The sequence below is a fragment of the Paucibacter aquatile genome (assembly GCF_002885975.1).
Taxonomy (GTDB): Bacteria; Pseudomonadota; Gammaproteobacteria; order Burkholderiales; family Burkholderiaceae_C; genus Paucibacter_A; species Paucibacter_A aquatilis.
In genome coordinates this window covers 279,543-305,501 of the sequence record NZ_POSP01000001.1, presented here as the reverse complement: position 1 = coordinate 305,501, position 25,959 = coordinate 279,543, and the positions used below count along the sequence as shown (strand labels likewise).

Annotated in this window: 20 protein-coding genes and 2 pseudogenes; 14 read left to right on the top strand and 8 right to left on the bottom strand. The window is 62.7% G+C overall.

What is annotated here, in order from left to right; translation table 11 throughout:
• Positions 1 to 9: 9 nt before the first annotated feature.
• Positions 10 to 453 (top strand): acyl-CoA thioesterase, encoded by a 444-nt coding sequence (locus tag C1O66_RS01410; RefSeq protein WP_102766213.1) that lies wholly within the window; start codon positions 10 to 12, stop codon positions 451 to 453.
• 25 nt (positions 454 to 478) lie between these two features.
• The gene (locus tag C1O66_RS01405) at positions 479 to 1,621 is read left to right on the top strand and encodes an NAD(P)/FAD-dependent oxidoreductase (RefSeq protein ID WP_102766212.1); all 1,143 of its coding nucleotides are present in this window, start codon (positions 479 to 481) and stop codon (positions 1,619 to 1,621) included.
• A gap of 17 nt (positions 1,622 to 1,638) precedes the next feature.
• Here C1O66_RS01405 and C1O66_RS01400 read toward each other — a convergent pair whose 3' ends face one another.
• The 8 genes from C1O66_RS01400 to C1O66_RS01365 all read right to left on the bottom strand — a co-directional run bounded on the left by C1O66_RS01400 (position 1,639) and on the right by C1O66_RS01365 (position 10,500).
• Complete coding sequence (locus tag C1O66_RS01400) at positions 1,639 to 2,403, bottom strand: enoyl-CoA hydratase (protein ID WP_102766211.1); 765 nt, start codon at positions 2,401 to 2,403, stop codon at positions 1,639 to 1,641.
• Positions 2,404 to 2,463: 60 nt separating this feature from the next.
• Entirely contained in the window at positions 2,464 to 3,009 is a 546-nt protein-coding gene (locus C1O66_RS01395) for a DUF1569 domain-containing protein (RefSeq protein WP_102766210.1), read from the bottom strand.
• Positions 3,009 to 4,223, bottom strand: coding sequence for an acetyl-CoA C-acyltransferase (locus tag C1O66_RS01390; protein WP_207795876.1), 1,215 nt, complete (start codon positions 4,221 to 4,223; stop codon positions 3,009 to 3,011). The genes C1O66_RS01395 and C1O66_RS01390 overlap by 1 nt, the downstream gene beginning before the upstream one ends.
• 17 nt (positions 4,224 to 4,240) lie before the next feature.
• The gene (locus tag C1O66_RS01385) at positions 4,241 to 4,741 is read right to left on the bottom strand and encodes a DUF4442 domain-containing protein (RefSeq protein ID WP_102766209.1); all 501 of its coding nucleotides are present in this window, start codon (positions 4,739 to 4,741) and stop codon (positions 4,241 to 4,243) included.
• Positions 4,742 to 4,885: 144 nt separating this feature from the next.
• On the bottom strand, positions 4,886 to 7,282 hold the full coding sequence (locus C1O66_RS01380) for a 3-hydroxyacyl-CoA dehydrogenase/enoyl-CoA hydratase family protein (protein ID WP_102766208.1): 2,397 nt from the start codon (positions 7,280 to 7,282) through the stop codon (positions 4,886 to 4,888).
• Between the two features lie 128 nt (positions 7,283 to 7,410).
• Positions 7,411 to 7,845 carry a DUF2147 domain-containing protein gene (locus C1O66_RS01375; RefSeq protein WP_102766207.1) on the bottom strand — a complete coding sequence of 145 codons (435 nt, stop codon included), beginning with the start codon at positions 7,843 to 7,845 and terminating at the stop codon, positions 7,411 to 7,413.
• Positions 7,846 to 7,918: 73 nt separating this feature from the next.
• Positions 7,919 to 9,709, bottom strand: coding sequence for an acyl-CoA dehydrogenase C-terminal domain-containing protein (locus C1O66_RS01370; protein ID WP_102766206.1), 1,791 nt, complete (start codon positions 9,707 to 9,709; stop codon positions 7,919 to 7,921).
• 41 nt (positions 9,710 to 9,750) lie between these two features.
• Positions 9,751 to 10,500, bottom strand: a complete 750-nt coding sequence (locus tag C1O66_RS01365; RefSeq protein ID WP_102766205.1) for a TetR/AcrR family transcriptional regulator — start codon at positions 10,498 to 10,500, stop codon at positions 9,751 to 9,753.
• 386 nt (positions 10,501 to 10,886) lie between these two features.
• Here C1O66_RS01365 and C1O66_RS01360 point away from each other — a divergent pair, with 386 nt between their 5' ends.
• The 12 genes and pseudogenes from C1O66_RS01360 to C1O66_RS01310 all read left to right on the top strand — a co-directional run bounded on the left by C1O66_RS01360 (position 10,887) and on the right by C1O66_RS01310 (position 25,881).
• On the top strand, positions 10,887 to 11,444 hold the full coding sequence (locus tag C1O66_RS01360; protein WP_102766592.1) for an HNH endonuclease: 558 nt from the start codon (positions 10,887 to 10,889) through the stop codon (positions 11,442 to 11,444).
• 153 nt (positions 11,445 to 11,597) lie between these two features.
• Positions 11,598 to 12,080: an outer membrane lipoprotein gene (locus C1O66_RS01355; protein ID WP_102766204.1), complete on the top strand. Its 483-nt coding sequence runs from the start codon at positions 11,598 to 11,600 to the stop codon at positions 12,078 to 12,080.
• A gap of 320 nt (positions 12,081 to 12,400) precedes the next feature.
• A complete protein-coding gene (locus C1O66_RS23480; RefSeq protein ID WP_133155058.1) occupies positions 12,401 to 13,135 on the top strand; it encodes a hypothetical protein in 735 nt (244 codons plus the stop codon).
• Positions 13,136 to 13,186: 51 nt separating this feature from the next.
• Positions 13,187 to 13,552: a response regulator gene (locus C1O66_RS01345; protein ID WP_102766202.1), complete on the top strand. Its 366-nt coding sequence runs from the start codon at positions 13,187 to 13,189 to the stop codon at positions 13,550 to 13,552.
• Between the two features lie 65 nt (positions 13,553 to 13,617).
• Positions 13,618 to 13,986 carry an STAS domain-containing protein gene (locus C1O66_RS01340; RefSeq protein WP_102766201.1) on the top strand — a complete coding sequence of 123 codons (369 nt, stop codon included), beginning with the start codon at positions 13,618 to 13,620 and terminating at the stop codon, positions 13,984 to 13,986.
• 19 nt (positions 13,987 to 14,005) lie between these two features.
• On the top strand, positions 14,006 to 16,285 hold the full coding sequence (locus C1O66_RS01335; RefSeq protein WP_102766200.1) for a chemotaxis protein CheA: 2,280 nt from the start codon (positions 14,006 to 14,008) through the stop codon (positions 16,283 to 16,285).
• A gap of 251 nt (positions 16,286 to 16,536) precedes the next feature.
• Positions 16,537 to 19,203, top strand: a complete 2,667-nt coding sequence (locus C1O66_RS23400; protein WP_165794416.1) for a methyl-accepting chemotaxis protein — start codon at positions 16,537 to 16,539, stop codon at positions 19,201 to 19,203.
• Positions 19,204 to 19,257: 54 nt separating this feature from the next.
• Positions 19,258 to 21,723 carry a methyl-accepting chemotaxis protein gene (locus C1O66_RS01325; protein WP_102766199.1) on the top strand — a complete coding sequence of 822 codons (2,466 nt, stop codon included), beginning with the start codon at positions 19,258 to 19,260 and terminating at the stop codon, positions 21,721 to 21,723.
• Positions 21,724 to 21,788: 65 nt separating this feature from the next.
• Positions 21,789 to 22,772, top strand: a pseudogene (locus C1O66_RS24670) (PAS domain-containing protein); the annotation flags it as partial.
• Positions 22,773 to 23,531: 759 nt separating this feature from the next.
• Positions 23,532 to 24,218 (top strand): annotated as a pseudogene (locus C1O66_RS24165) (methyl-accepting chemotaxis protein); the annotation flags it as partial.
• 276 nt (positions 24,219 to 24,494) lie between these two features.
• Positions 24,495 to 25,040 (top strand): chemotaxis protein CheW, encoded by a 546-nt coding sequence (locus C1O66_RS01315; RefSeq protein WP_102766197.1) that lies wholly within the window; start codon positions 24,495 to 24,497, stop codon positions 25,038 to 25,040.
• 28 nt (positions 25,041 to 25,068) lie between these two features.
• Positions 25,069 to 25,881 carry a CheR family methyltransferase gene (locus C1O66_RS01310; RefSeq protein WP_102766196.1) on the top strand — a complete coding sequence of 271 codons (813 nt, stop codon included), beginning with the start codon at positions 25,069 to 25,071 and terminating at the stop codon, positions 25,879 to 25,881.
• Positions 25,882 to 25,959: the final 78 nt, after the last annotated feature.

The following is a 25,959-nucleotide window of genomic DNA, read 5'->3' as shown; positions in this document are numbered from 1 at the left end:
GGAAACGCCATGAGCAGTAGCAGCAGTACGCCCACCGACAGCACCCCCGCCACATCCGCCAGCACCGACGCCCCCGCCCTGCCCCGCGAACTGGTGCTGCGTGTCATGCCCATGCCGGCCGATGCCAACGCCAACGGCGACATCTTCGGCGGCTGGATCATGGCCCAGGTGGACCTGGCCGGCTCCGTGCAGCCGGCGCGTTTGTCGCGCGGCCGGGTCACCACGGTGGCCGTCAACGAGTTCATCTTCAAGCAACGCGTGTCGGTCGGTGACCTGCTGTCCTTCTACTCGCAGATCACGCGCATCGGCCGGACCTCCATCACCGTGCACGTCGAGGTGGTGGCCGAGCGCAATCCCATGGACCCGCAGGTGGTCAAGGTCACCGAGGCCAATTTGACCTATGTGGCCATCGACGACCAAGGCAAGCCGCGCCCCTTCGCTGAGCAAGCCTGAGCACCAGGACCACATCCGGCCAACCATGGCTTCATCGGTTCTGATCCTCGGAGGTGGTGCCATCGGCAGCGCCGTGGCGGCGTATCTGTCCGCGGGCGGATGGAGCGGCGAAATCCGCGTTCTGGAGCGCGACCCGAGTTATGCCCAGGCCTCATCGGCCCTGTCGGCCGCCTCGATCCGACAGCAGTTCTCCACGCCGCTGAACATCGCCCTGTCGCAGTTCGGCCTGCAGTGGCTGCGCGCCCATCCGGAATGCGGCCTCAGCGAGCAGGGCTACCTCTACCTCGCCGACACGGCCGAGCGCGCCGATGGACTGCGGGCCCTTCATGCAATCCAAACCGCGGCCGGCGCCGACATCGCACTGATGCCGCCCGCCGAATTGAAGCAGCGCTGGCCATGGCTGACCTGTGAGGACCTGCACCTGGGCAGCTGGGGCCGCAGCGGCGAGGGTTGGTTCGACGGCTGGGCCTTGCTGCAGACCTTGCGCGCGCAAGCCTTGAACCAGGGCGTGCGCTACCTGGCCGATGAGGCGGTGGCGCTGCAGCGAGACAACAGCGGCGCGATCCGTGGCGTGCAGACCCAACAGGGTCAGGTCTTGCAGGCCGACCTCTATGTGCTGGCCACCGGCGCCTGGTCGGGCAGCCTGGCGGCCACGGCGGGCTTGGACCTGCCCATCAGCGCCAAACGGCGCAGCGTCTACGTCTTCCGCAGCCCCGAGCCTGCGCCGGCCTGCCCGCTGCTGATCGACCCGAGCGGCCTGTGGCTGCGGCCGGAAGGGCCCAACCAGTTCATCTGCGGCGGCACGCCGCTGAACGACGCGCCCGGCCTGCCGCTGGACCCGGAGGCCGATCTGTTTGAAGAGTCGCTCTGGCCCGCCATGGCCCAGCGCGTGCCGGGCTTCGAGAGCCTGCGCCTGGAACGAGCCTGGGCCGGCTACTACGAGATGAACGATTTCGACCACAACGGCCTGGTCGGCGCCCTGCCCGGCTGCGCCAATCTGCTGCTGGCCTGCGGCTTCTCGGGCCATGGCCTGCAGCATGCGCCGGGCGTGGGTCGCGGCCTGGCCGAGTGGATACGCAGCGGCCGCTTCGAGACCCTGGACCTCAGCCACTTGAACCCCGCGCGGCTGGCGGCGAATCAGCCTTACCGCGAGCTCAATGTGATCTGAGCCCGCGGAACCGGTGCTCAATCAAACTTTGAAAAATCCGGGGCGCGCTTCTGGAAGAAAGCCTGGAAGGCCTCCATCGCCTCAGGCGAGCGCAGCTTGGCGGCGAAGATCTCGGCCTCGACCTTGATCACCTCGTTCAGCTGCTCCTGGCTGTGGCGGCGCATCAGGCGCTTGCTCTCGCGCACGGCACCGGGCGCCAGGGTGTTGAAACGCTCGGCCACACGGCGGGCATGGGCCACCACCTCGCTGCCGGGCAGCACCGCGTTGGCAATGCCGCACTCCACCGCATCGGGGCCGGTGAAGGGGTCGCCCAGCAGCAGCTTCTCGGCCGCCTTGACATGGCCCATCAGGCGCGGCACGACCAGGCTGGAGCCGAACTCGGGCACCAGGCCCAGGCCCACAAACGGCATGGCCAGGCGGGCGTCATCGGCCACGAAGACGAAATCGCAGTGCAGCAGCAAGGTGGTGCCGATGCCGATGGCGGCGCCGTTGACGGCGGCAATCACCGGTTTCTCGCAGCCCAACAGGGCGCGCATGAACTGGAACACCGGCGCGTCTTCATCGCGCGGCGGGCGGCTCATGAAGTCGTCAATGTCATTGCCCGAGGTGAAGATATTCGGCTGACCCTGGATCAACACTGCACGCACGGTCTTGTCGCTGTTGACGGCGATCAGGGCCTCGGCCATGGCTTCGTACATGGCGCCAGTCAGCGCATTTTTTCTTTCCGGGCGGGCGATCTCAATCGTCGCCACGCCATTGACCACTGCCGTCTTGATGCTCATCTCAAACTCTCCTTGCAAGCCCGTCATTGTGCAGGCTGGATTTCATGAGGGCGACCGCACTCAGGCCGGCGGCTTGAGCTGCTGCCAATGGTTGGCCAGGTGCATCAGGTGGGCGCGCTCGTACTGGGCGCGCGTCAGCTTGCCGTAGGCGAAATGCGGGGCGTAAGCGCCTTGGTGGCTGCTGAAGGCTTCCATGGCGTCAAGCAGACGCTGCACCGCCACCTTCAACGCCAACGCGGGGTCCAGCGCGGCCGCGCCGGGAATCGGCTCATCCAGGCTGTGCGACATGGCGCCGCGCGCATCGAACCAGCTCCAGGCGGCCGCACCTGCCGTGGCGCGAAACCAGGCGGGCTTGAGCTCGGGAAAGCCTCGCACCGAGAACTCGATGCTCTGGGCCGTGTGCTGCAGCATCTGCACCAGATTCCACTGCGCATTCCCGTGCAGGCGTGGTTCGCCGAACAGCAGTTCCAGCACCGCCTCGCGGGCATAACGCCAAGTCTTGAATGACTGCAACTCGCCGCTGCAGCCCGCCAAGGCAGTGGGGGCCAGCAGCAGCGCGCTGGCGCGCAGAAAACGGCGCCTCGCGGCGCCGTGCGGCCTCGACATCAGAGACGCTCGAGGATGCCTGCGGCGCCCTGACCTGCGCCCACGCACATGGTCACCATGCCGTACTTGCCACCGGTGCGGCGCAGTCCGTGGATCACGCTGGCGGCGCGGATGGCACCGGTGGCGCCCAGCGGGTGGCCCAGGGCGATCGCGCCGCCGTTCGGGTTCACCTTGCTGCGATCCAGCACGATGCCCTTGCTGTCCAGATCGTTCAGCACGGCCAGCGACTGCGCAGCGAAGGCTTCGTTCAGCTCGACCCAGTCCAGATCGGCAGCCGTGATACCGGCCAGCTTGAGCGCGGCGGGGATGGCCTCGATCGGGCCGATGCCCATGATTTCCGGCGGCACGCCGCGCACGGCGAAGCTGACGAAACGGGCCAACGGGGTCAGGCCAAAGCGCTTGACGGCGGCTTCCGAGGCCACGATCAGGGCGCCGGCACCATCCGAGGTCTGCGAGCTGTTGCCGGCAGTGACGCTGCCCTTGGCGGCGAACACCGGCTTGAGGCGGGCCAGACCTTCGATCGAGGTGTCCTTGCGCGGACCTTCGTCGATGCTGACGCTGCGACGACGCTCGATGATGGAGCCATCGGCCAGATTGGGCAGGCGCTCGATCAATTCAAACGGCGTCATTTCGGCAGCGAAATGGCCGGCCTCGATGGCCGCCAGGGCGCGGCGGTGCGACTCGGCAGCGAAAGCGTCCTGGTCTTCGCGGCTGATCTTCCACTGCTGAGCCACCTTCTCGGCGGTCAGGCCCATGCCGTAGGCGATGCCAATGTTCTCGTCGCGCTCAAAAATCAACGGCGACAGCGAGGGCTTGTTGCCACCCATGGGCACCATGCTCATGGACTCGACACCGGCGGCGATCATCACCTCGGCTTCGCCGACACGGATGCGGTCGGCCGCCATTTGCAGGGCGGTGATGCCCGAGGCGCAGTAGCGATTGACGGTCACGCCGCCGACGCTGTTGGGCAGACCGGCCAGCACGGCGCCGACGCGGGCGATGTTCATGCCCTGCTCGCCTTCGGGGAAGGAGCAGCCGACGATTGCGTCTTCAATCGCCGCCGGGTCCAGGCCCGGGGCTTGAGCCAACGCGGCCTGGATGGCGCGCACCAGCATCTCGTCGGGGCGGGTGTTCTTGTAGTAACCACGGCCCGACTTGCCGATGGGCAAACGGGTGGCGGCGCAGATAAACGCTTCTTGCACTTGCTTTGCCATGATGTTCAACCAACCTTTCAGTTCTTGGGGGTCTTGGGTATCCAAGCCCAGACAAATTCACACTCAACCGGGTTCACACCGGCCTCATCCGTCACCACCACCGACACGGTGACTTCACCCTTGGGCTCCGCCACCATCAGCGCTCGCTGGGCAGCGCTCAGCGTGGCGCGTGCCCGCATCGCACCGCTGGCGCGCTTCCTGAAATCCACATGCATGGATTTGCACAGCGGCAGGCAGTCGTCGCGCACATTCATGCCGACCACCATGCCCGTCGCCGTCTCAGCCAGCAAGCCCATCGCCGCGGCATGAACGCCGCCGATGTGGTTTTGCACCGCCCGCCGATTGGCGATGGCGATCTCCGCCACCTCCGTATCCAGGCGCACAAAGTCCAGCTTGGCCGTCCCCGTAAAAGGCACGGCTCGGCGCAGCGCCAGATTGCGCGCCAGCGGCCGCACAGCCGCTGGCCAAGCATCAAGCTTGGCCAAGGTACGTGCGAGGCGATTGGGAGCGGTGTTCATCGGTTCGAGGAATCTCAGCAGTGTTGCGGGGCGTAGCGAGCGAGCGTCAGGCGAGGCGGACGGAGCGCAGGAACCGGAACGACCTTGACGGTCGTGAGGATTCCGAGCACCGCCCAACGACGCATGACGTTCGCGCAGTAGCCCTTAGTTACGTACAGGTTTGCCGGTTTGGAGCATGCCCATGATCCGTTCCTGAGTCTTGGGGTGTTCCAGCAAGCTGCAGAAGTGCTTGCGCTCCAGCGACATCAGGTACTCCTCGTCGACCAGAGAACCGGCTTCCACCGCACCACCACAGACCACATCGGCGATCAGGGCGGCCAGATGGAAATCGTGCTGGCTGATGAAGCCACCGTCACGCATATTGGCCAGCTGGCCCTTGATGGTGGCGATGCCCGAACGACCGGCGACCGGGAACTTGGCCTTGAGCGGCGGGCGGTAGCCCGACTCGAACAAGCCCTTGACCTGGGCGCTGGCGACGTGCAGCAACTCGTCCTTGTTGGGCACGATCACATCGCTGTCGAGCAGGAAGCCGTTCTTCTTGGCCTCCAGGGCCGAGGTCGCCACCTTGGCGGTGGCCGCGGTGGTGAAACCGTCCTTCAGGAAGGCGAACAGGTCGACACCGGAATTGCCGGCCGCTGCCATTTCGGCCGCACGGCGGGCGATATAGGTCAGGCCGCCGCCACCGGGGATCAGGCCCACGCCCACTTCCACCAGGCCGACATAACTTTCCATGTGCGCGACACGGCGCGCGCAATGCACGGCCAGCTCGGCGCCGCCACCCAGGGCCAGACCGCGCATGGCAGCCACCACCGGGACCTGGGCATAGCGGATGCGCAGCATCATGTCCTGCAGCTTCTTCTCTTCCGGCGCGATGCCCTTGGCACCCGACTTCATGAAGACCGGCATCAGCGCTTCCAGATTGGCGCCGGCCGAGAAGACATCGTCCGGGCTCCAGATCACCAGGCCCTTGTAGCCGCTTTCCGCGATCTCGACAGCCTTGAGCAGGCCTTCGGTCACGGTCGGGCTGATCAGGTGCAGCTTGGCGGTGATGGAGGCGATGACGACTTCCTTGTCCAGCGTCCAGACGCGCACTTCCTCGTTCTTGAACAGCTCGGTGCCGGCCTTCAGCGGCTCGACGGCGCCTTCGCCGACCAGGCGTTCCGGGAAAGCCTGGCGGGCGTAGACCGGCAGCTCGGCACGGGCCTTGAACTTGCCTTCCGCGGCGCTCCAGGAACCGTTGACGCTGTGCACGCCGCCGTTCTCGGCCACCGGGCCTTCGAACACCCAAGCGGGCAGCGGCGCGCTGGCCAGGGTCTTGCCTGCGGCGATGTCTTCCTGGATCCACTCGGCCACTTGCTTCCAGCCGGCGGCTTGCCACAGCTCGAAGGGACCCTGTTGCGAGCCGAAGCCCCAGCGCATGGCGAAGTCGATTTCTCGAGCGGTGTCGGCCACGGTCGCCAGGTGCACAGCCACGTAGTGGAAGCTGTCACGCAGGATGGACCAGAGGAACTGGGCCTGCGGGTTGCTCGATTCACGCAGCAGCTTGATGCGATCGGCGGCCGGCTTCTTGAGCATGCGGGCGACGATCTCGTCGGCCTTCTTGCCGCCGGCGACGTATTCACCGGTGGCGAAGTCCAGGCGCTGGATGTCCTTGCCGACTTTCTTGTAAAAGCCCGCGCCGGCCTTCTGGCCCAGGGCGCCCTTCTCGATCAGACCGGCCAGCACCTTGGGCGTGGCGTAGGTGCTGAAGAAGGGGTCGTCCTTCAGGTTGTCCTGCATGGTCTTGACCACATGGGCCATGGTGTCCAGGCCGACCACGTCTGCGGTGCGGAAGGTGCCGCTGGAGGCGCGGCCCAGCTTCTTGCCGGTCAGGTCGTCGACCAGATCCACCGACAGGCCGAACTTCTCGGCCTCGATCATGGTGGCCATCATGCCGGCGATACCGACCCGGTTGGCCACGAAGTTAGGCGTGTCATTGGCGCGCACCACACCCTTGCCGACGGCGGTGGTGACGAAGCCTTCCAGCTGATCGATCACTTCCGGACGGGTGGTCGGGGTGTTGATCAGCTCCACCAGGTACATATAACGCGGCGGGTTGAAGAAATGGATGCCGCAGAAACGCGGCTTGATTTCTTCCGGCAGCACTTCGCTGAGCTTGGTGATGCTCAGGCCCGAGGTGTTGGAGGCGACGATGGCGTGCGGGGCGATGTAGGGCGCGATCTTGGTGTACAGATCGAGCTTCCAGTCCATGCGCTCGGCAATCGCCTCGATGATGAGGTCGCAGTCCTTGAGCAGCTCGAGGTGCTCTTCGTAATTGGCCTGCTGGATCAACGCGGCGTCGGCCACATCGCCCAGCGGCGCGGGCTTGAGCTTCTTCAGGCCGTCGATGGCCTTGGACACGATGCCGTTCTTCGGGCCTTCCTTGGCCGGCAGGTCGAACAGCACCACCGGCACCTTGACGTTGACCAGATGCGCAGCGATCTGCGCTCCCATCACGCCAGCGCCGAGCACGGCGACTTTGCGAACTTGGAATCGACTCACGTACTTCTCCTTGGAAGAGCTTGTTGGCTTGTTTGTTTTCTGTTCTCGTGGCGCAGCGCCGATCGTGGGCGCTGGGCTCGGATTCAGTGCCCGCAGCGCAGCCAGGCCGGCCACGGCACAGCTTCAGTTCATTCCACGCGTTGCCAGACCTGGGTGCGGTAGAAGAAGGCGATGTAACCACGCATCTCCATCTTCTTGCCACCTTCAATCGGTGTCAGGCGCGCCTTGTAGGTCTTGCCGCTGTTGGGGTCCAGGATTTCGCCACCGGTCCAGTGCTCTTTGTCGCTGGCGTCTTGCTTGACGTTGCGCAGGATGGTCAAGCCGAGCACCGGCTTGTCCTTGCGTTCGTCGGCGCATTTGTCGCACTTGGCGTCTTGCTTGGCCGGATCGAAGACTTTTTCGATGGTGCCGGTCAGCACACCACCGCTCTCGGTGATGCGGACCAAAGACTTCTCGGTCTTGCCATCGTCGTCGATGGTCTTCCACAGGCCCACCGGGGTGATCTGGGCCGAGGCCATCGCGGCAACAAGGCTGAGTACGGCAGCGGCGAACAAGTTCTTCATGGCGTCTCCTGGTTTCGGTATGAAAAGCCCGGCTCTGGCGGCCGGGCTGGGGCGAAGCTTGAACGGCGGGTGCTTAGAACAGCGCCTCGTCCATTTCCATCAGCGGCTGCAGACCGGCACGGGCGGTGCGGATCAGGGTGGCCGTCTCCGGCAGCAGCTTCGCAAAATAGAAGCGGGCTGTCGAGAGCTTGGCGGTGTAGAACTTGTCGCCGCTGGCTTGCTTCTCCAGCGCCACCTTGGCCATGCGGGCCCAGAAGTAGGCGAAGGTCAGGTGACCCACCACACGCAGGTAGTCGACCGCCGCCGCACCCACTTCATCGGGGTTCTGGAAGGCCTTCATGCCGATCTCGGTGGTCAGCTTGGTGACCTTGTCGCCCAGGTCGGCCAGCGGGTTGATGAACTCCTGCATGGCCTCGTTGGTGCCCTCTTCCTCGACGAAAGCGGCGATCTTTTTGCCGAACTTCTTCAGCTTGGCGCCGTTGTCGCCGAGGATCTTGCGGCCGAGCAGGTCCAGCGACTGGATGGTGTTGGTGCCTTCATAGATCATGTTGATGCGCGCGTCGCGCACGAACTGCTCCATGCCCCACTCATGGATGAAGCCGTGGCCGCCGAAGACCTGCATGCAATGCGAGGTGGCGATCCAGCCGTTGTCGGTGATGAAGGCCTTGATGATGGGCGTCAGCAGCGCGACTTCATCGTCAGCGGCCTTGCGCTCGTCTTCGTCATCGCTGGCCAGGGCCTTGTCCAGGGTCACGGCCACATAGGTCGAGAGGGCACGGCCACCTTCGGCGTAGGCGCGCGCGGTCAGCAGCATCTTGCGCACATCGGGGTGGACGATGATGGGGTCGGCCGCCTTCTCGGGCGCCTTGGGGCCGGAGAGAGCGCGCATCTGGATGCGGTCCTTGGCGTAGGCGGCGGCGTTCTGGTAGGCCACTTCGGTCAGGCCCAGAGACTGGTTGCCCACGCCCAGGCGGGCGGCGTTCATCATCACGAACATGGCGGCCAGGCCCTTGTTCGGCTGCCCGACCAGGGTGCCGACCGCGTCTTCCAGCACCATCTGGCAGGTCGAGTTGGCATGGATGCCCATCTTGTGCTCGAGGCCGGCGCAGAAGATGCCGTTGCGGGGACCCAGGCTGCCATCGGCATTGACCAGGAACTTGGGCACCACGAAGAGCGAGATGCCCTTGGAACCTTCGGGTGCGTCCGGCAGGCGGGCCAGCACCAGGTGGATGATGTTCTCCACCATATTGTGTTCACCGGCCGAGATGAAGATCTTGGCGCCGGTGATCTTGTAGGTGCCATCGGCTTGCGGCACGGCCTTGGTGCGCAGCATGCCCAGATCGGTGCCGCAATGCGGTTCGGTCAGGCACATGGTGCCGGTCCACTCGCCGCTGGTCAGCTTGGGCAGGTAGGTGGCTTGCTGCTCGGGCGTGCCATGGGCATGCAGGCACTCGTAGGCGCCATGGCTCAGGCCCGGGTACATGGTCCAGGCCTGGTTGGCCGAGTTCATCATCTCGTAGAAGCTCTGGTTGACCACCAGAGGCAGGCCTTGACCGCCGTACTCGGGGTCGCAGCCCAGGGCCGGCCAGCCGCCTTCCACATACTTGGCATAGGCTTCCTTGAAGCCCTTGGGCGGGGTGACCTCGTGCGTGGTCTTGTCCAGGGCGCAACCTTCGGCATCGCCGCTCAGGTTCAGAGGCGCCAGCACCTCGGCCGCAAACTTGCCGCCTTCTTCCAGCACGGCATTGATGGTGTCGGCATCGATGTCAGCGTGCTTGGGGCACTGCTTGAGCTCGTCGACGATGTTCAGCACTTCGTGCATCACAAACTGCATGTCGCGCAGCGGCGGGTTGTACTGGGGCATGGTGTGCTCCTGGTTTCGAACGGAAAGGAAAATGAATCGACTCAGCTTCGACGGCTCTTGGCCGCCGACTTGGGAGGTGTGGATTTCGGGGCATTCAGCGCCGCCTCGGCCTGCAGGCCGGCCTCGGTGGCGTAGAACTGGATGGTTCGCTCAAAGCCCACGCCAGCGCGGTCGAGCGCGCCTGGCTTGCGCATGAAACGGGCATCGTGGTGCAGGGACAGGATCAGGCCGTGCAGCTCGAACAGGATCTGCTCAACATCGGCATCGGCATGCAGATGCCCTTCCTGCTGCGCCAGCACGATGGCTTTGTGCAGGGCGGCATGCCAGGCCTTGACCATGGCCACGAGGGCATCGCGCACCGGGCCGGGCCGGTCGTCAAACTCCACCGCGCCGCTGATGTAGATGCAGCCCGAGTCGATCTCCACCGACACCCGGCGCACCCAGCGCTCGAACAGGGCGCGCAGGCGCGGCAAGCCGCGCGGCTCGCGGATTGCGGTGTAGAAGACCTCTTCCTCGAACTTGGCGTGGTACTCCATAACTACGGCGATCTGCAACTCTTCGCGCGAACCGAAATGGGCAAACACGCCCGACTTGCTCATCTTGGTCACATCGGCCAGCGCACCGATCGACAGGCCTTCCAGGCCCATGTGCGAGGCCAGACCCAGGGCGGCCTCCAGAATCACCGCCCGGGTGTGCTGGCCTTTTTGCAGCGAGCGCGCCACCCGCGCAGGCTTGGCCGCGGGCTCGGCGGCCGGGCCAGTGCTGGAGCGGGTGCTGGGGTTGAGTGACACGGGTGAAATCCTGCGGGTTCGGTGGACGGCCCCGTCATACGACCTGGACCATGCCGGACATAATAAAACGAACGGTCGTTCTATTTTGCAGAAAGCACGGCCTTCCAGGCAAGGATTTGTCACGGATTTTTAGAGGCAGGCATCTAGCAAACCCCTGCTGCCGGCGCCTGATGGAGGGAGACGGCGCAAGGCAGAGCACACGGCACACCTGCTCGCGCCGGAGGCCAAACTTTGCATTGGACGCGCACCACCATGACAAACACATGAACGGGTCGCGCCGCGCCCACAGCCCACCTTGACTGCCGCCCAAGCAAGGCGTCAGCCCCCATGGCATGCTTGAGTCCGGCACCGTTCTTGCAGTACGCTTCAAGCAGGAGGTCAGCCCCGTGGATGTGCTTCAACTGGATGTCTCTGGTCGGCCGCAGGCCTGGATCACCACGCGCGATGCCGCAGTCATCTACGCCAGCGACGGCATTGCCTGGACCCTGGGCCAGCCCTGCCAGGTGCTGCGCGGCGGTCTGCAGCGGCGTACCGGCCTGCAGTCGCGCATCGAGGTCCACCCCATCATCGCCGTGCGCGGCGCCGTGCCCAGTCGCGCCTGGCGCCAGGCCCCTGCCCTGACGAACAACAAGCTGTTCGTGCGCGACCGCTACACCTGCGCCTACTGCGGCCATCGCTTTCATCCCGACGACCTGACACGCGAGCACATCCAGCCCAGCTCGCGCGGCGGCCCGGACAGCTGGATGAATTGCATCACCGCCTGCCGCAGCTGCAACGGCCGCAAAGGCAGCCGCCTGCCCGAGGAGGCCCATATGAGCCTGCTCTACCTGCCCTATGTGCCCAATCTGCACGAAGACATGATCCTGCGCGGCCGCCGCATCCTGGCCGATCAGATGGATTTTTTGCTCGCCTGTGTGCCACGCAACAGCCGTCTGCACGGCTGAGCCGAGTACGACTCGATGCCAAGCTGCACCGCAAGGTGCACGGCCCGATACCCGCACGGCCGCACAATCCAGCAACATGGGGCGCAGTCAACGGCTGCACAATGGATCTCGTTGCAGCAGCACGCCTTGTGCTGTGTCTAGGAGAAACACCCCATGAACAAGACCCTCATCACCGCCAGCCTCGTGGCCCTTGCCACCCTGAGCGCCTGCTCCACCACCAGCCCCGATGTGATTCAGCGCAATGAAGCCCAGCGCATGGCCGTGGTGCAGGACGCCACCGTGCTGAGCGTGCGCAGCGTCACCGTGGACGGCTCGCAAAGCGGTGCCGGCGCCGTCACCGGCGGCGTGGTCGGTGCCGTGGCCGGCTCTTCGGTGGGCGGCCGCCGCGAAGGCCAGATCGTTGGCGTGCTGGGCGCCGTGGCCGGCGCGGTGATCGGCAATGCCATTGAGCGCAGCGCCACCCGCGAGGAAGCGATCGAAGTGCTGGTGCAGCTGCGCAACGGCGAGCGTCGCTCCATCGTTCAGGCCAAGGGCAATGAGAACCTGAACCCGGGCGAAGCCGTGATCCTGACCACCACCGGTGGCAAGACCCGCGTGACCCGCGCCCCTGCCGTGCGCGTCGACACCACGAATTGACCCTGAATCGGCGCATCGTCTGCCGCGGATGGCACGCGGTGCGCCTTGAAATTGCTCACGCCCTACTACCTGCCCCTCCCTAGGCGGCTTGGCGCCTCAGCGCCACAGCCCATGATCGAATTCGGCGAACACAAGGCCGACCATCCCCGATCGACCTCACAAAGCGCCATAAAGCTCCACCATTCCCCGCGCTAACTTGCTAAATTAGCCGCTTATCTCTGTTTTCCCATGCGCAAGGCATGCGAAAACTAGCACTCACGCATCGCTGAAGTCGCATCTTGAAGTTCACGCCCATACGGCAGAACTCAGAAAGGCTGTGAATGAGTCGTCGAACGGGGGGTGACTTGGGCAATCGTCCTAGAACGAAACGCCTGAGGCCGGCAGAGCAGCCTTCGAAGCTGCTTCTTTTGCTGGTGTTTTGCGGCCTTGCCGCCGCTTTGGTCGTGCAGCAGCAATGGCTAGGCCTGGTGGCCTGCGCGCTCGGCGCCTGCGTGCTTTGGTGGCCCATCCCTTCTCCGACCGCCCCACTCAACGCTGACGAGGCGAATCCATCCACGCCCGCTGCTCCCCCGCTCGCAGAAGGGACGTCTTTGATGGCCGCAACCGTGTTGCCGGTATGGAGCCGCCAGCTGACGATCATCCAAAGCAGCGTGCAGTCTGCGACGTCCGAACTGCTGAGTAGCTTTTCCAGCATGCTCGAGCTGCAAGACCAATGGGCGAGTCAACTGCAAGCCCTGTCCGCGCAGAACGACCATAACGCCCACACCCGTCAGCATCTAGACCAGCTCTCACTCATCAGCGCCCAGACCCGGATCGAATACGACAAAGTTCTGGAGCGACTGCAGTTTGGCGACCGTGTGTCGCAAATGGTGGATGTGCTGCGCCAAGACACGGAACGATTTGCCCGTCAGCTGCCCCACATGGCACAGGCTGCGCCAGCCGATGCCAATGCTTGGCTGGCCGCACTAGAAGCCCGCTACACCACCGATGAGCAACGTTTCATCCATCACGACCAAGCGCACACGCCACAGCCAAGCAAGGTCGACTTCTTTTAGGGCCCATCTCCCTTTCTTCAACCGGTCCAAACCTTCCACAAAGAGGCACACATGAGCAAAACAATTCTGGTCGTCGATGATTCGGGCAGCTTCCGCACTGTGGTCAAGCTGGCGCTGCAAAAAGCGGGCTACAGCGTTATCGAAGCAGTCGATGGGAAAGATGCCATCGGCAAGCTCGATGGGGCCAAGATCAATCTGATCGTATGCGACGTCAACATGCCGAACATGGATGGCCTGAGTTTTCTCAAGCATGTCAAAACCTTGGCGGCATACAAGTTCACTCCGGTCATCATGCTGACCACCGAGTCACAAGAAGAAAAGAAGGCAGAGGGCCGCGCCGCCGGCGCCAAGGCATGGATCACCAAGCCCTTCCAACCCTCGCAACTGGTGGACGCCGTCAACCGACTGTGTGTTTGAGCGCGCTGCCGCTGCACAGAACAAAACCCGATTGACTGGGGTCCGCCAACCCCTGGGAGTGAGCCATGCCGGATGCCGAAGATGCCCCAGCCACACTGGCGAGCAACGATTCAACCCTTGAGCCCCCGACCTTGACGTTGGGGCCCGAGTTCACGATCGCTCAAGCCGCAGCCCAACGGCAAAGGTTGTTGGACGCTGTTCAAAGCATGGGGGCTGGCCCGCTTCGCCTGGACTTGAGCGGCGTCAGCGACTTTGACAGCGCGGGCGTGCAGCTGCTGCTGTCCACCCAGCGCAGTGTCCAGGAGATGAACGCGGAAGTGCTGATTGTCCAAGCCAGCGACGTCGTTCTGGAGGTTCTGCGCTGCTACGGACTGGAGCCCACGCTCGGTGCCGCGGGGCCCACGCCCCTTGCGCAAGTCGCCGCCACCCGCTGACAGGAAGAAGCCTATGTCTATGAGCGATGACGACGCCGAAATCCTGGCCGTTGCACGGGCCGGATTTCTCGACGAAGCCCAGGAAATGCTGCGCCAGTTCGAGCAAGGGCTGCTGGTACTGGAAAGTGACCCTGCAGATTCAGAAAGCCTGAACTCGGCGTTCCGGGCGGCACACACCATCAAAGGCACGGCTGGCATGTTTGGCTGTGATGCGGTGGTCAGCTTCACCCACGAAGCTGAAACCCTGCTGGAAGCTTTGCGCGCCAATCAACGCCAGCTTGACGACGATGTGATGGGCGCCTTGCTGGAAAGCCGCGACCAGATCGAGATGCTGCTTGGCGAAGTGCGCAGCGGCGAAAGCGACCCGCAGGTCGCTGCCAGCAGCGCCGCTCTGGCCGGCCGGCTCCGCGCGCTCTTGGGTAAACCCGCCCTGGCCGAGCCGCCCCCGGCAACGCAGGCCGCCATCGAGACGAAGGCCGAAACGGCGGCCGATCACGGCTGGCATCTGTCCCTGCGCTTCCTGGCCGATGCGCTGCGCAACGGCCTGGACCCCTTGTCCTTCATTCGCTACCTGCGTACTTTGGGAAAAGTCACCGCGATTCGCACCCAGACCGCCGCCGTACCGGCCTTGGATGCCCTGGACGCAGAAGCCTGCTATCTCGGCTTTGAAATTCGCTTCGAGAGCGCAGCCAGTCACGCCGAGATTGAGCAGGTCTTCGAGTTTGCGGCTGACGACAGCGACATCGTGATCCTGCCGCCCGGGTCCCCGCCCGCTGCATTTGAAGACCTCGCAACCCAGCGTTGCGGCAGCGATGCGGAAGCCCGAACCGCGCTTTTCGACTGTTGGCGCGCCATGGGCATTCAGTTTGAGGTGCGCTTGGAGCCGCTCAGAACGCCCGAAGCGAACAAGGCTGACGAAGCCCCGCCCGTGATTCCCCATATTGAGCGCCGCGCGCCTGCTGCAGAGGGCGAGGTCAAACGCGGCGGGGACCGCCGCAGCGGAGTCGGCGAGCGCCGCGAAGGCGGGCGTGATCGCCGCGCTGGCGACGAAACCCGGTTTGTCCGGGTGCGAGCCGACAAGCTGGACAAGTTGATCGACCTGATCGGTGAGTTGGTGATTGCCGGCTCCGGCGCACAGATGATTGCCCATCAAGAGGGCGCTGAAGTGCTGCTAGAAGCGACCCAGCGTGTGATGGACCTGGTGCAAGAAACACGCGACGGCACCCTGGCGCTCCGCATGGTGCCCATCGGTGAAACCTTTGCCCGGTTCCAGCGCGTGGTGCGCGACGTGTCCAAGCAACTGGGCAAGGAAGTTGAGTTGATCGTCACCGGCGGCGACACAGAGTTGGACAAATCCATGGTCGACGCCATCGCCGACCCGCTGATGCACTTGGTTCGCAACAGCATGGACCACGGTCTTGAGACCTGCGAGGAGCGCCTTGCGACCGGAAAGTCGCCGAGCGGTCGACTGGCTCTGAACGCATTCCACGAAGCTGGTGCGGTCGTGATCGAAGTCAGTGACGATGGTCGAGGCTTGGCACGCGAGCGAATCCTTCGCAAGGCCGTGGAGCGTGAACTGGTGGCCGAGGGCCAGATCCTGTCAGACCACGAGGTCTGGCAGTTGATCTTTCAGCCGGGATTTTCAACCGCCGAGCAGATCACCGATCTGTCGGGTCGAGGTGTCGGGATGGACGTGGTCAAGCGCAGCATCGAATCGCTGCGCGGCACCATCAGTCTGAGCAGTCAAGTCGGACAGGGCACGCTGACCCAGATTCGCCTGCCGCTCACGCTGGCCATGATTGACGGATTTCTCACCATGGTGGGCGGCGTCAACTATGTTCTGCCCCTCGCAGCGGTGGCCGAGTGCATCGATGTTCCGGGCGAATGCAGCAGCCAAGACGAAGCCCGCGTCAGCGGCACATTCAACCTGCGCGGCGAGGTGCTGCCCTGGCTGGATCTGGCACGCTTCTATGGCGTCAAGCCAGACCTCAGTCGACGCCGCAGCGTGGTGGTGGTACGCGACGGCCCGACACGTGTTGGCCTGATCGTGGATCGTTTGATGGGCGAGCATCAAACCGTGATCAAACCGCTCTCCAGCATCTTTCAGCACCTCAAAGCCTTGGCGGGATCCACCATCTTGGGCTCGGGCGAAGTGGCCCTGTTGCTGGATGTCTCGGGCCTGTTTGCCGCTGCCATCGAAGGCGGCCAGCGCGCCCGGCTCATCGCACGGCCGGGCTCCCAAGCCACACATCAATCCGCCCACCTCACCTCGTCCGTTCAAGGCAAGTCATCAGCCTGAATCTCACCCTGTCATGAGTTCCTGAATGAGTTCCAAGGGAGAAAAAAATGCAACAGCTTCTACGCAGACTGCAGCTCTGGCAAAGATTTGTATTGCTGGCACTGATTTCAACTTTGGCGTGCGCCATCCCTCTGACCCTGGTCTTGCGGAATATGGGTCAACAAGTGGACGCCGCCATATCCGAAAAGGACGGCATCGCCCCATTGAGGCCGACCATCCAAATCATGCGAGCGCTGCAAGTCCATCGTGGCTTGTCCAGTCTTGCTCTCAATGGCGACACACAGGTTCAATCCAAATTGGCCGAGAGCGAAGCCGAGATCGCCCTGCAGCTCAAGAAGCTGTTGCAAATCCTGCCCAAGGACAACCCTCGATACCGAGATGCCCTGACACGAGCCAACGCCATGAGTGCTGCGGTACTGAAGCTTCAAGACCAGGTCAGTGGCAAGACGATAGACGCCTCGAAGAGCTTTACCGCCCACAGCGAATTGGTGAGCGAAGCCTTGCTGCTGGTCGAGAACATTGCGGATGCGTCCGGTCTTTCACTCGACCCGGAAGAATCGACCTACTACCTGGTGACCGCGGTGGCGGAGTATGTTCCGCAGCTCACGGAATCCATTGCACTGGTACGCGGCAAAAGCTCAGCCATGGTCAAGCAAGCAGGCAATGGCAAAGACCTGAGTGCGGCGGACCTGGCCACTTTGCACGACATGCGGGAAAAGTCGGAGTTCTGGCGGCAGCGCGGCCAACGCCAGTTGAACAAAGCACTCCAAAGCGACACCCAGCTCGCCCAAGCACTGAATCTCAGTGCGCAGGAGGCGCAAAAGAGCGCGGACAGCTTTCTCAAGCTGGTCGATCAACAGCTGTTCAACGGCAAGCCCAGCCTGAGTGCTGCGGACATGTTCAGCCAAGGCACTTTGGCGACCGAAGCTCAATATGGCTTGTTCAATGCTGCCACCGACAACCTGGAGCGGCTTCTCGATGAGCGCATTCACAAGCTCAGCCTGCAGAGAAACATCGGCGCCAGTGCGCTCGGTGGGCTCGCGCTCCTGGCTTTGCTGACAGGTGTCGCCATTGTTCGCACCATCACGCAACCTTTGCAAAGGGCGGTGGCCGCGGCCGATGCGGTGGCCAAAGGGGACCTGGACTTCGACACCCAGGACAAGCACAAGGACGAGGCCGGCACCTTGCTCACCACGCTGGGAACGATGCAGAGCAATCTGCGCGAGCGTCGTGATCGCGACACGCGCCTGGCCGAGGAGACGGGCCGGGTCAAGGCAGCGCTCGACCAATGCTCCACCAATGTGATGATTGCCGACGTCGATGGACAGATCATCTACACCAACCAATCTGTCCAGGCGATGCTGCAGGGCAATGAAGCCGAGCTGCGCAAGGTTCTGCCCAATTTTGAAGCCAAGCGCGTGGTGGGCAGCAACTTCGACAGCTTTCACAAGAACCCGGCCCATCAGCGCAATCTATTGGGACAGTTGCAGGGCGAGTACAAGACGCAAATCCAGGTGGCTGCGCTGAATTTCTCCCTGATCGCCAACCCCATCTTCGACGCCGCAGGCCAACGCCAGGGCACCGTGGTGGAGTGGAAGGACATCACCCAGGAGCTGGCCGCCCGCGAGCGTGAGCTCAAACTGGCCGCGGAAAACGCCCGCGTCAAGCAAGCGCTGGACATCTGCTCGACCAATGTGATGATCGCCGACAGCGACGGTCTGATCATTTACAACAACCAGTCGGTCTCGCAGATGATGCAGCGCAACGAAAACGAGTTGCGCAAGGTCTTGCCTCAGTTCGATGCACGACGGATCGTCGGCAGCAATTTTGATCAGTTCCATCGCAATCCAAGCCATCAGCGCAATCTGCTGGGCGGTTTGAAGAGCGAGTACAAGACGGAAATCAAGGTGGGCCAGCTGACTTTCGCGCTGACCGCCAACCCCATCCACGCGGCCGATGGACACCGCCTGGGCACGGTGGTCGAGTGGAAGGACCGTACTGCGGAGGTGGCCGCGGAGCTTGAGGTCAGCGGCATGGTGGAAGCCGCCAATCAAGGCGACTTTGCCAATCGCATTGGCCTGGAGGGCAAAGAGCCCTTCTTCCGCATGTTGGGCGAGAAGTTCAATTCACTGGTTGAAACGGTCAGCGGCACCATTCGTGAAGTGCGCGTGGCTGCAGATCAATTGAGCGGCGCCTCGGAACAGGTGTCGCAAACCTCACAGTCGCTCTCGCACTCAGCGAGCCAGCAAGCCGCCAGCGTGGAAGAAACCACCGCGTCCTTGCAAGAAATGGCGTCCTCGGTCAAGCAAAACGCAGACAGCGCCAATCTCACTGACGGCATGGCCACCAAGGCCGCGCGCGAAGCCATGGAAGGTGGACAAGCCGTGGGCATGACCGTGGACGCCATGAAGCAAATCGCCACCAAGATTTCCATCATCGATGACATCGCCTATCAAACCAATCTCCTGGCCTTGAACGCAGCCATCGAAGCCGCTCGCGCCGGCGAACACGGCAAGGGCTTTGCAGTGGTCGCTGCCGAAGTGCGGAAGCTGGCCGAAAGAAGCCAGGTCGCCGCACAAGAAATCGGCAATTTGGCGAGCAACAGCGTTCAGCTGGCTGAAAAGGCCGGAAGCCTGCTGGGCAATATGGTGCCTTCCATCCAGAAGACCAGCGAGCTGGTGCAGGAGATTGCCGCGGCCTCGGGAGAACAGTCCCAGGGCGTGGCCCAGATCACCGGCGCCATGAATCACTTGTCCACGGCGACCCAACAGACGGCCTCGGCGTCGGAAGAGCTTTCGGCAACGGCCGAACAGCTGTCGGCCCAAGCCTCGCAACTGCAGGACCAGATGGCCTTCTTCAAGCTGGCCGAAGACAAGCACACGACCTCATCGCATCACAGAAGTTCTCGAAGGCGTTAATGGCCGCAGGGGGCTGATCCCGCACCTTCCATCGAAGAAAGACGAGGCTTCTCCATGACACTCGCGAATATGAAAGTTGGGCAGCGTTTGGGTTTGGGCTTTGCCCTGCTTCTGGCCATGTTGATCGCTGTGGTCGTACTGGCACTCAAGGATCTAGCCAACGTCAACCATGCGCTTGAACATGTGGTGCATGAGAACTTCAGTCGCATGGTCGACTTGAACGAGTTGTCGGAGCAGACACACGTTGAACAACGGGTCATACGAAGCCTGATTCTGATCAACACCAACGACGCCATCGAAGGCGAACGCCGCAAGATCGCAGAGGCTCGAGAGGCATTTGACAAGTCCTTCGCGTCCATCAGCAAGAACACGGCGCGTGAGGAAGATCAGCGAGATCTCGAGCAAGCCCGGGAACAAGCGAAAAAATCCCGCGCCCTGAATGATCAGGTCATGGAACTTGCGAACCTCAACAAAGACGAAGAAGCCACCAAACTGCTTCTGAGCTCGGCCAGCCCTGCAGCCAAAGCGCTGCAAACCACGATAGACAAGGCGGTGGCCATGCAGCTCCAGGACGCAGAACAGGATGTGACTGAGGCCTCATCAAACTACGTCTCTGCTCGCCTCTGGTTGATCGGCGTGACCGGTTTCGCCGTCCTGCTGGTGATCGCCATGGCTTGGATGCTGACGCGAAGCGTCACCCTGCCCTTGGCCCAGGCCGTGGCGCTGTCCAGAGAGATCGGCGATGGCCGACTGGACAATGAAGTGCAAGTTCAAGGCACCGATGAAACCAGCCAGCTACTGAAGAGCTTGGTGCAAATGCAATCCAACTTGCGCGAACGCAATGAGCGCGACGGACGAATTGCCTCCGAGAACGCCCGTGTCAAGCAAGCGCTGGACAGTTGCTCGACCAATGTGATGATCGCCGACCCTGAAGGGCAGATCGTCTACGCAAACCGCTCCGTGACTGCCATGCTGCAGGGCAACGAAGCAGCGCTGCGACAGTCACTGCCCAACTTCGACGCCAAGCAAGTCGTCGGCAGCAACTTCGACAGCTTCCACCGCAACCCCGCGCACCAACGCAATCTGCTGGGCAACTTGAGGAGCGAATACAAGACCCAGATCCAGGTGGCGGAGCTGCACTTTTCTCTGATCGCCAACCCCATCACCGATGCGACCGGCCAACGCCTTGGCACTGTGGTGGAGTGGCGTGACATGACTCAGGAGCTGATCGCTCGCGAGCGCGAACAAACCCTGGCCGCCGCCAATGCCCGCATCAAGCAAGCCTTGGATGTGGCGGCCATGCCGGTTCGAATCTCAGCGGCGGACGGCACCATCGTCTACGTCAACGAGGCTTTGATGACGGTCTTGCGCCGTGATGAGGCGGCCTTCCGCAGCGAACTGCCAGGCTTTGATCCCAGCAAGGTGCTGGGTGGCTCCATCGGCATGTTCTATCGCGACGCGGCCGCAGCCGTCGAACGCCTGAAGAACTTGAGCGACACCGCCCACTCCACCATGGTGCTGGGCGGCCGCACTTACGACGTCACAACCACTCCGATTCGCGACTCGAACGGAAAGAACATCGGAACTGTCGGCCAATGGCTGGATCGCACCGAGCAACTGGCCGCCGAGCGCGAATTTGATTCGCTGACCAGCGCAGCCACCAGCGGAAATCTCAGTCAGCGCATTGGCCTGGACGGCAAGCAGGGATTCTTTCGCCAGATCGGCGAAAAATTCAATGGCCTGATCGACACCATCAGCGACACCATCCGTGAGGTCCGGGTCGCCGCCGATCAACTCAGCGGCGCTTCCGACCAAGTCTCACAAACCTCGCAGAGCCTGTCACATTCCGCCTCGCAGCAGGCCGCCAGCGTCGAAGAGACCACCGCCTCTTTGCAAGAAATGGCGGCGTCGGTGAAACAGAACGCCGAGAGTGCCAACGTCACCGACGGCATGGCCACCAAGGCTGCTCGAGAAGCCATGGAGGGCGGTCAAGCCGTGGGAATGACGGTGGACGCCATGAAGCAAATCGCCACCAAGATTTCCATCATCGATGACATCGCCTATCAAACCAATCTCCTGGCCTTGAACGCAGCCATCGAAGCCGCTCGGGCCGGCGAACACGGCAAGGGCTTCGCTGTGGTTGCCGCCGAGGTCCGCAAATTGGCCGAACGCAGCCAAGTGGCAGCGCAAGAGATCGGCAACCTGGCCAGCAACAGCGTCCAACTGGCCGAACGAGCCGGCAGTCTGCTCAGCAATATGGTGCCTTCGATTCAAAAGACCAGTGAACTGGTGCAGGAGATTTCAGCAGCATCCGGTGAGCAGTCTCAAGGCGTGACGCAGATCACGGGTGCGATGAACCACCTGTCGAACACCACGCAACAAACGGCCTCGGCTTCAGAAGAGCTTTCCGCGACGGCCGAGGAGTTGTCTGCCCAGGCCAATCAGCTCCAGGAACAAATGGCCTTCTTCCGCCTCGCCGAAGAGAAAAGCTCCCGGGGTCAAGCCAGACAGCAGCGCTGAGCACGCAGCATCCACGCTGCGCTGGAAACACGATCACAACACAAGCCGCATTCGAAAGGCCCACGATGCGAAGCAACCTCCCGGTGACACAGACTGAGTACCGCTTGCGCGACGGCATGACCATCGTGTCGCGCACCGACCTCAAGGGGCGCATCACCTACATCAATGACGACTTCGTCGAAGCGAGCGGCTTTGCCGAGACCGAGCTGATTGGCCAGCCGCATAACTTGGTGCGCCATCCCGACATGCCGGAAGAAGCATTCCAAGACATGTGGAACAGCTTGAAATCCGGTCGCCCGTGGACCGGCTTGGTCAAGAATCGCTGCAAGAACGGTGACTTCTACTGGGTGGTTGCCAATGCCACGCCTGTCAAAGAAGGCGAGAGCGTGGTCGGCTATATGTCAGTTCGCACGCGACCCAGCCGGGAACAGATCGAGGCGGCCGATGCCCTGTATCGCAAGTTCAAGGAAGGGAGCGCCAAGGGATGGGTGATACGCGACGGCCGCGGTGTGCGCACCGGCCTGAAGGATCGAGCCCTCCAAGGAATGAATGCCCTGGGTCTACCCACCAAGCTTCTGACAAGCGCCGTGCTGCTGCTGGCAGGTGGTGTGGGACTCGGTCACGCACTGCTGTCCTCCCGGTGGCTGCCCGCCAGCCTGGCACTGCTTCCGACCATCCTGGGCTTGTGGACCCTGTGGGCCATCGCTCGGCGCCTGAGCCGGACCCTGCGGCAGGCAGGCGCTCAATTTGAGCAGTTTGGCCAAGGTCGTTTTGATGGCGTCGTTCAAGTGCAGGGAAGCGACGAGCTTGCCTCCATGATGCTGGCGCTCAAACGCGTTCAAACCCGGTTGGGCTTCGAATTTGCCGACACCCGAAAACGAGCTGAGGACGCGGAACGCATTCGTCAGGCACTCGATGTTGCGGCCACCAACATGATGGTGGCTGACCCGGGCTACAACATTGTGTATGGCAATGCATCGTTACGAGCCATGTTGGCCGCGGCCGAATCGGACATACGCAAAGACCTTCCTCGCTTCAGCGCAGCCACGGTGGTTGGCACCAACATCGACGTTTTTCACAAGAACCCGGCACACCAGCGCGGCATGCTGGACCGCCTGAACAGCCCCCACAAAACCCGACTTCATATCGGAGGCAGGCGCTTTGATCTGATCGTCAATCCGGTCATCGCTGCCGGCAAGCGTCTCGGCACCGTGGTGGAATGGAAGGACATGACCGCGGAGCTGGCGGCTGCGGAACGCGAGGCCGAGTTGGCAGCGGAGAACGCACGCGTCAAGCAAGCTCTCGACATCTGCTCGACCAATGTGATGATTGCCGACACGGAAGGCAAGATCATCTACAACAACCAATCGGTAGCGCAGATGATGCTTCGCAATGAGGCGGAGCTTCGCAAGGTTTTGCCGACCTTCAATGCCCGCACCATCGTGGGCTCCAATTTCGACCAGTTCCATCGCAACCCCGGCCATCAACGCAATCTGCTCGGTGGCTTGAAGGGCGAGTACAAGACCGAAATTACCGTCAGTGGCTTGAGGTTTGCGCTGACCGCCAACCCGATTACCGATGCCAAGGGCGTTCGCCTGGGTACCGTGGTGGAGTGGAAGGATCGCACGCTTGAAGTCGGTGTTGAGAACGAAATCGGCGGCATGGTGGACGGAGCGACCCAGGGCGACTTCACACAGCGTGTTCCCCTCGAAGGCAAGGAACCCTTCTTCCGCATGCTCGGCGACAAGTTCAATTCGCTGGTCGAAACCGTCAGCGGCACGATCCGCGAAGTGCGCAGCGCCGCCGACCAACTCTCCAGCGCCTCGGAACAGGTTTCGCAAACCTCGCAGTCCTTGTCTCACTCCGCCTCTGAGCAAGCCGCCAGCGTGGAGCAAACCACTGCATCGCTGCATCAAATGGCCGCCTCGGTGCAGCAGAACGCCGACAGCGCCAATCTCACCGACGGCATGGCGACAAAAGCTGCCAGCGAGGCCATGGATGGCGGACAAGCCGTCAGCATGACGGTCGACGCGATGAAGCAGATCGCAAAGAAGATTTCGATCATTGATGACATTGCCTACCAGACCAATCTGCTTGCACTGAACGCAGCCATCGAAGCGGCTCGCGCCGGGGAGCACGGCAAAGGCTTCGCCGTGGTCGCGGCCGAAGTGCGCAAATTGGCCGAGCGCAGTCAGGTGGCGGCCCAAGAGATCGGCAGTCTGGCCAGCACCAGCGTCAGCCTGGCCGAGAAGGCAGGCTCTTTGCTCAGCGATATGGTGCCTTCGATTCAGAAGACCTCCGAGTTGGTGCAGGAGATTTCTGCGGCTTCTGGTGAACAGTCTGCGGGTGTGGGGCAGATCACCAAGGCCATGAACCACCTCTCCAACACCACGCAACAGACCGCCTCGGCCTCAGAGCAGTTGTCAGCCACGGCCGAGGAGCTCTCGGCGCAGGCTGCGCAGTTGCAGGAGCAGATGGCCTTCTTCAAACTGGCAGACGACGCCGTTTCACCCAGCCCAGAACACGGGAAAGCGACGCGGCCCCGTCCATCCATGCAAAGGCAGCAGCAATTCAAACAAAGCGCCAGGCTCAATGAAATGCGCAGCGTTACGGCTGAACCGCCTTCCAGCGCCTCCGCCAATGCCCACACAGCCTCATATGGCGGCGAAGCTTCGGCAGCGCCAGGGTCTGCACGAGACGGCCGTGCCGCCAAGCCCTCGCGTGGAGGCGAAGTGGACGAGTCCTATTTCAAACGCTTTTGAGGATCCCTGATGAACAAAGCCAAAGACGCTCCGGCCGATCTGCTCCGAGGTGCGATCTCCGAGATGGCTGGTGCGGGTCCGATACGCCAACTTCTACGTTTGGCCGTTGCTCGAGAAACGCTGCTCGTGCCTATCGAAGTGGTGCGTGAGATCTTGGAAGTGGGTCGCATGACGCCGCTGCCGCAAACCCCCGACTTTGTCCACGGCGTGATGAATCTTCGCGGTGCAGTGGTGCCGGTGATTGACCTGAGTGCACGTTTTGGCTTTGGCCCCACGCACATCGGCCGACGTACCGCCGTCATTGTGGTGGAAGCCAAAGGCGACGACGATTTCGAACGCCTGATCGCCGGGGTTCTGGTCGATGCGGTCTACGAAGTGCTGGACGTGGACACCCATCGCATCGAGCCGGTCCCGACCTTGGGTGTCGCCATTGCCGCTGAGTTCTTGGCAGGCATGGTCAATGTGCGCGACGGCTATGCCGCCCTGCTGAATCTGGACCAAGTGCTTTCTCCGGTGGCCTTGTCTCAGTTGATCGCTGCGGCACAGCACCATTGAGTGGCTCCATCCTCGATCGCACCGCCCCATGAGCCAACTGACCACAGACTCCTTCAAGGCCATCACCGAATTGTTTCATCGCATCTCCGGCATCAAGTTGGTGGAGAGCAAGCATGCGCTGGTGCAAAGCCGTTTGCAGAAGCTCAGCCTTGAAGCGGGCGAGACAGACATCAACATCTTTGTTCAAAAGATGGTGCGCGGCCAGATGCCAGAGGAGCTCTTGGTCAGCGTGGTGGACAAACTCACCACCAATGAAACCTACTTCTTCCGTGAACCGCAGCATTTCGAAGACTTGGTTCGACGTGCGCAGGGGCAAGGAGATGGCGGCGAGTTCCTGGTCTGGAGTGGTGCCTCGTCCTCCGGGGAAGAGGCCTACAGCATCGCCATGGTTCTGGCCGACAAGCTGGGCATGAATCCTTCGAGCCGCCCGTGGTCCATTCGTGGCACCGATCTCTCCACGGCAGTGGTGGAGAGCGCCCGCCAAGGCTTGTACCCCATGGACCGCGCGCGCAATGTGCCGGCAGACTATCTGAGACGTTTTTGCCTGCAAGGCTTCGGCCCCTACGAGGGTCAATTGCTGATCAATCGTGAGCTCCGCTCGCGCGTGCAGTTCCAGTGCGCCAATTTGATGCAGCCGCTACCACCGCTGCCGATGTTTGATGTGATCTTCCTTCGCAATGTCTTGATTTACTTCGATGGCCCGGCGAAAACCGCGATCGTCAGCCGCGTGATGGAACGCCTGAAGCCCGGCGGCGTGTTGTACCCTGGACATGCCGAGTCCCTGGCTTCTTTGGGTCTTCCTCTCAAGGCGATTGCTCCGGCGATCTACCAACATGCATAAGCAAGATCCCAGCCGAATCCCGCCCCCGCGCAGTCCGGCCAGCAAGCCAGTCGCGCCGGGCAGCCCAAGCACCATCAC

Bases quoted from the DNA above. Each gene is read 5' to 3' on its own strand.
- C1O66_RS01325 (WP_102766199.1), top strand. From the start codon at position 19,258: ATGACACTCGCGAATATGAAAGTTGGGCAGCGTTTGGGTTTGGGCTTT.
- C1O66_RS01345 (WP_102766202.1), top strand. From the start codon at position 13,187: ATGAGCAAAACAATTCTGGTCGTCGATGATTCGGGCAGCTTCCGCACT.
- C1O66_RS01375 (WP_102766207.1), bottom strand. From the start codon at position 7,845: ATGAAGAACTTGTTCGCCGCTGCCGTACTCAGCCTTGTTGCCGCGATG.
- C1O66_RS01400 (WP_102766211.1), bottom strand. From the start codon at position 2,403: ATGAGCATCAAGACGGCAGTGGTCAATGGCGTGGCGACGATTGAGATC.
- C1O66_RS01355 (WP_102766204.1), top strand. From the start codon at position 11,598: ATGAACAAGACCCTCATCACCGCCAGCCTCGTGGCCCTTGCCACCCTG.
- C1O66_RS01410 (WP_102766213.1), top strand. From the start codon at position 10: ATGAGCAGTAGCAGCAGTACGCCCACCGACAGCACCCCCGCCACATCC.
- C1O66_RS01310 (WP_102766196.1), top strand. From the start codon at position 25,069: ATGAGCCAACTGACCACAGACTCCTTCAAGGCCATCACCGAATTGTTT.
- C1O66_RS01370 (WP_102766206.1), bottom strand. From the start codon at position 9,709: ATGCCCCAGTACAACCCGCCGCTGCGCGACATGCAGTTTGTGATGCAC.
- C1O66_RS01340 (WP_102766201.1), top strand. From the start codon at position 13,618: ATGCCGGATGCCGAAGATGCCCCAGCCACACTGGCGAGCAACGATTCA.
- C1O66_RS01405 (WP_102766212.1), top strand. From the start codon at position 479: ATGGCTTCATCGGTTCTGATCCTCGGAGGTGGTGCCATCGGCAGCGCC.
- C1O66_RS01315 (WP_102766197.1), top strand. From the start codon at position 24,495: ATGAACAAAGCCAAAGACGCTCCGGCCGATCTGCTCCGAGGTGCGATC.
- C1O66_RS23480 (WP_133155058.1), top strand. From the start codon at position 12,401: ATGAGTCGTCGAACGGGGGGTGACTTGGGCAATCGTCCTAGAACGAAA.
- C1O66_RS01390 (WP_207795876.1), bottom strand. From the start codon at position 4,223: ATGGCAAAGCAAGTGCAAGAAGCGTTTATCTGCGCCGCCACCCGTTTG.
- C1O66_RS01335 (WP_102766200.1), top strand. From the start codon at position 14,006: ATGAGCGATGACGACGCCGAAATCCTGGCCGTTGCACGGGCCGGATTT.
- C1O66_RS01395 (WP_102766210.1), bottom strand. From the start codon at position 3,009: ATGTCGAGGCCGCACGGCGCCGCGAGGCGCCGTTTTCTGCGCGCCAGC.
- C1O66_RS01385 (WP_102766209.1), bottom strand. From the start codon at position 4,741: ATGAACACCGCTCCCAATCGCCTCGCACGTACCTTGGCCAAGCTTGAT.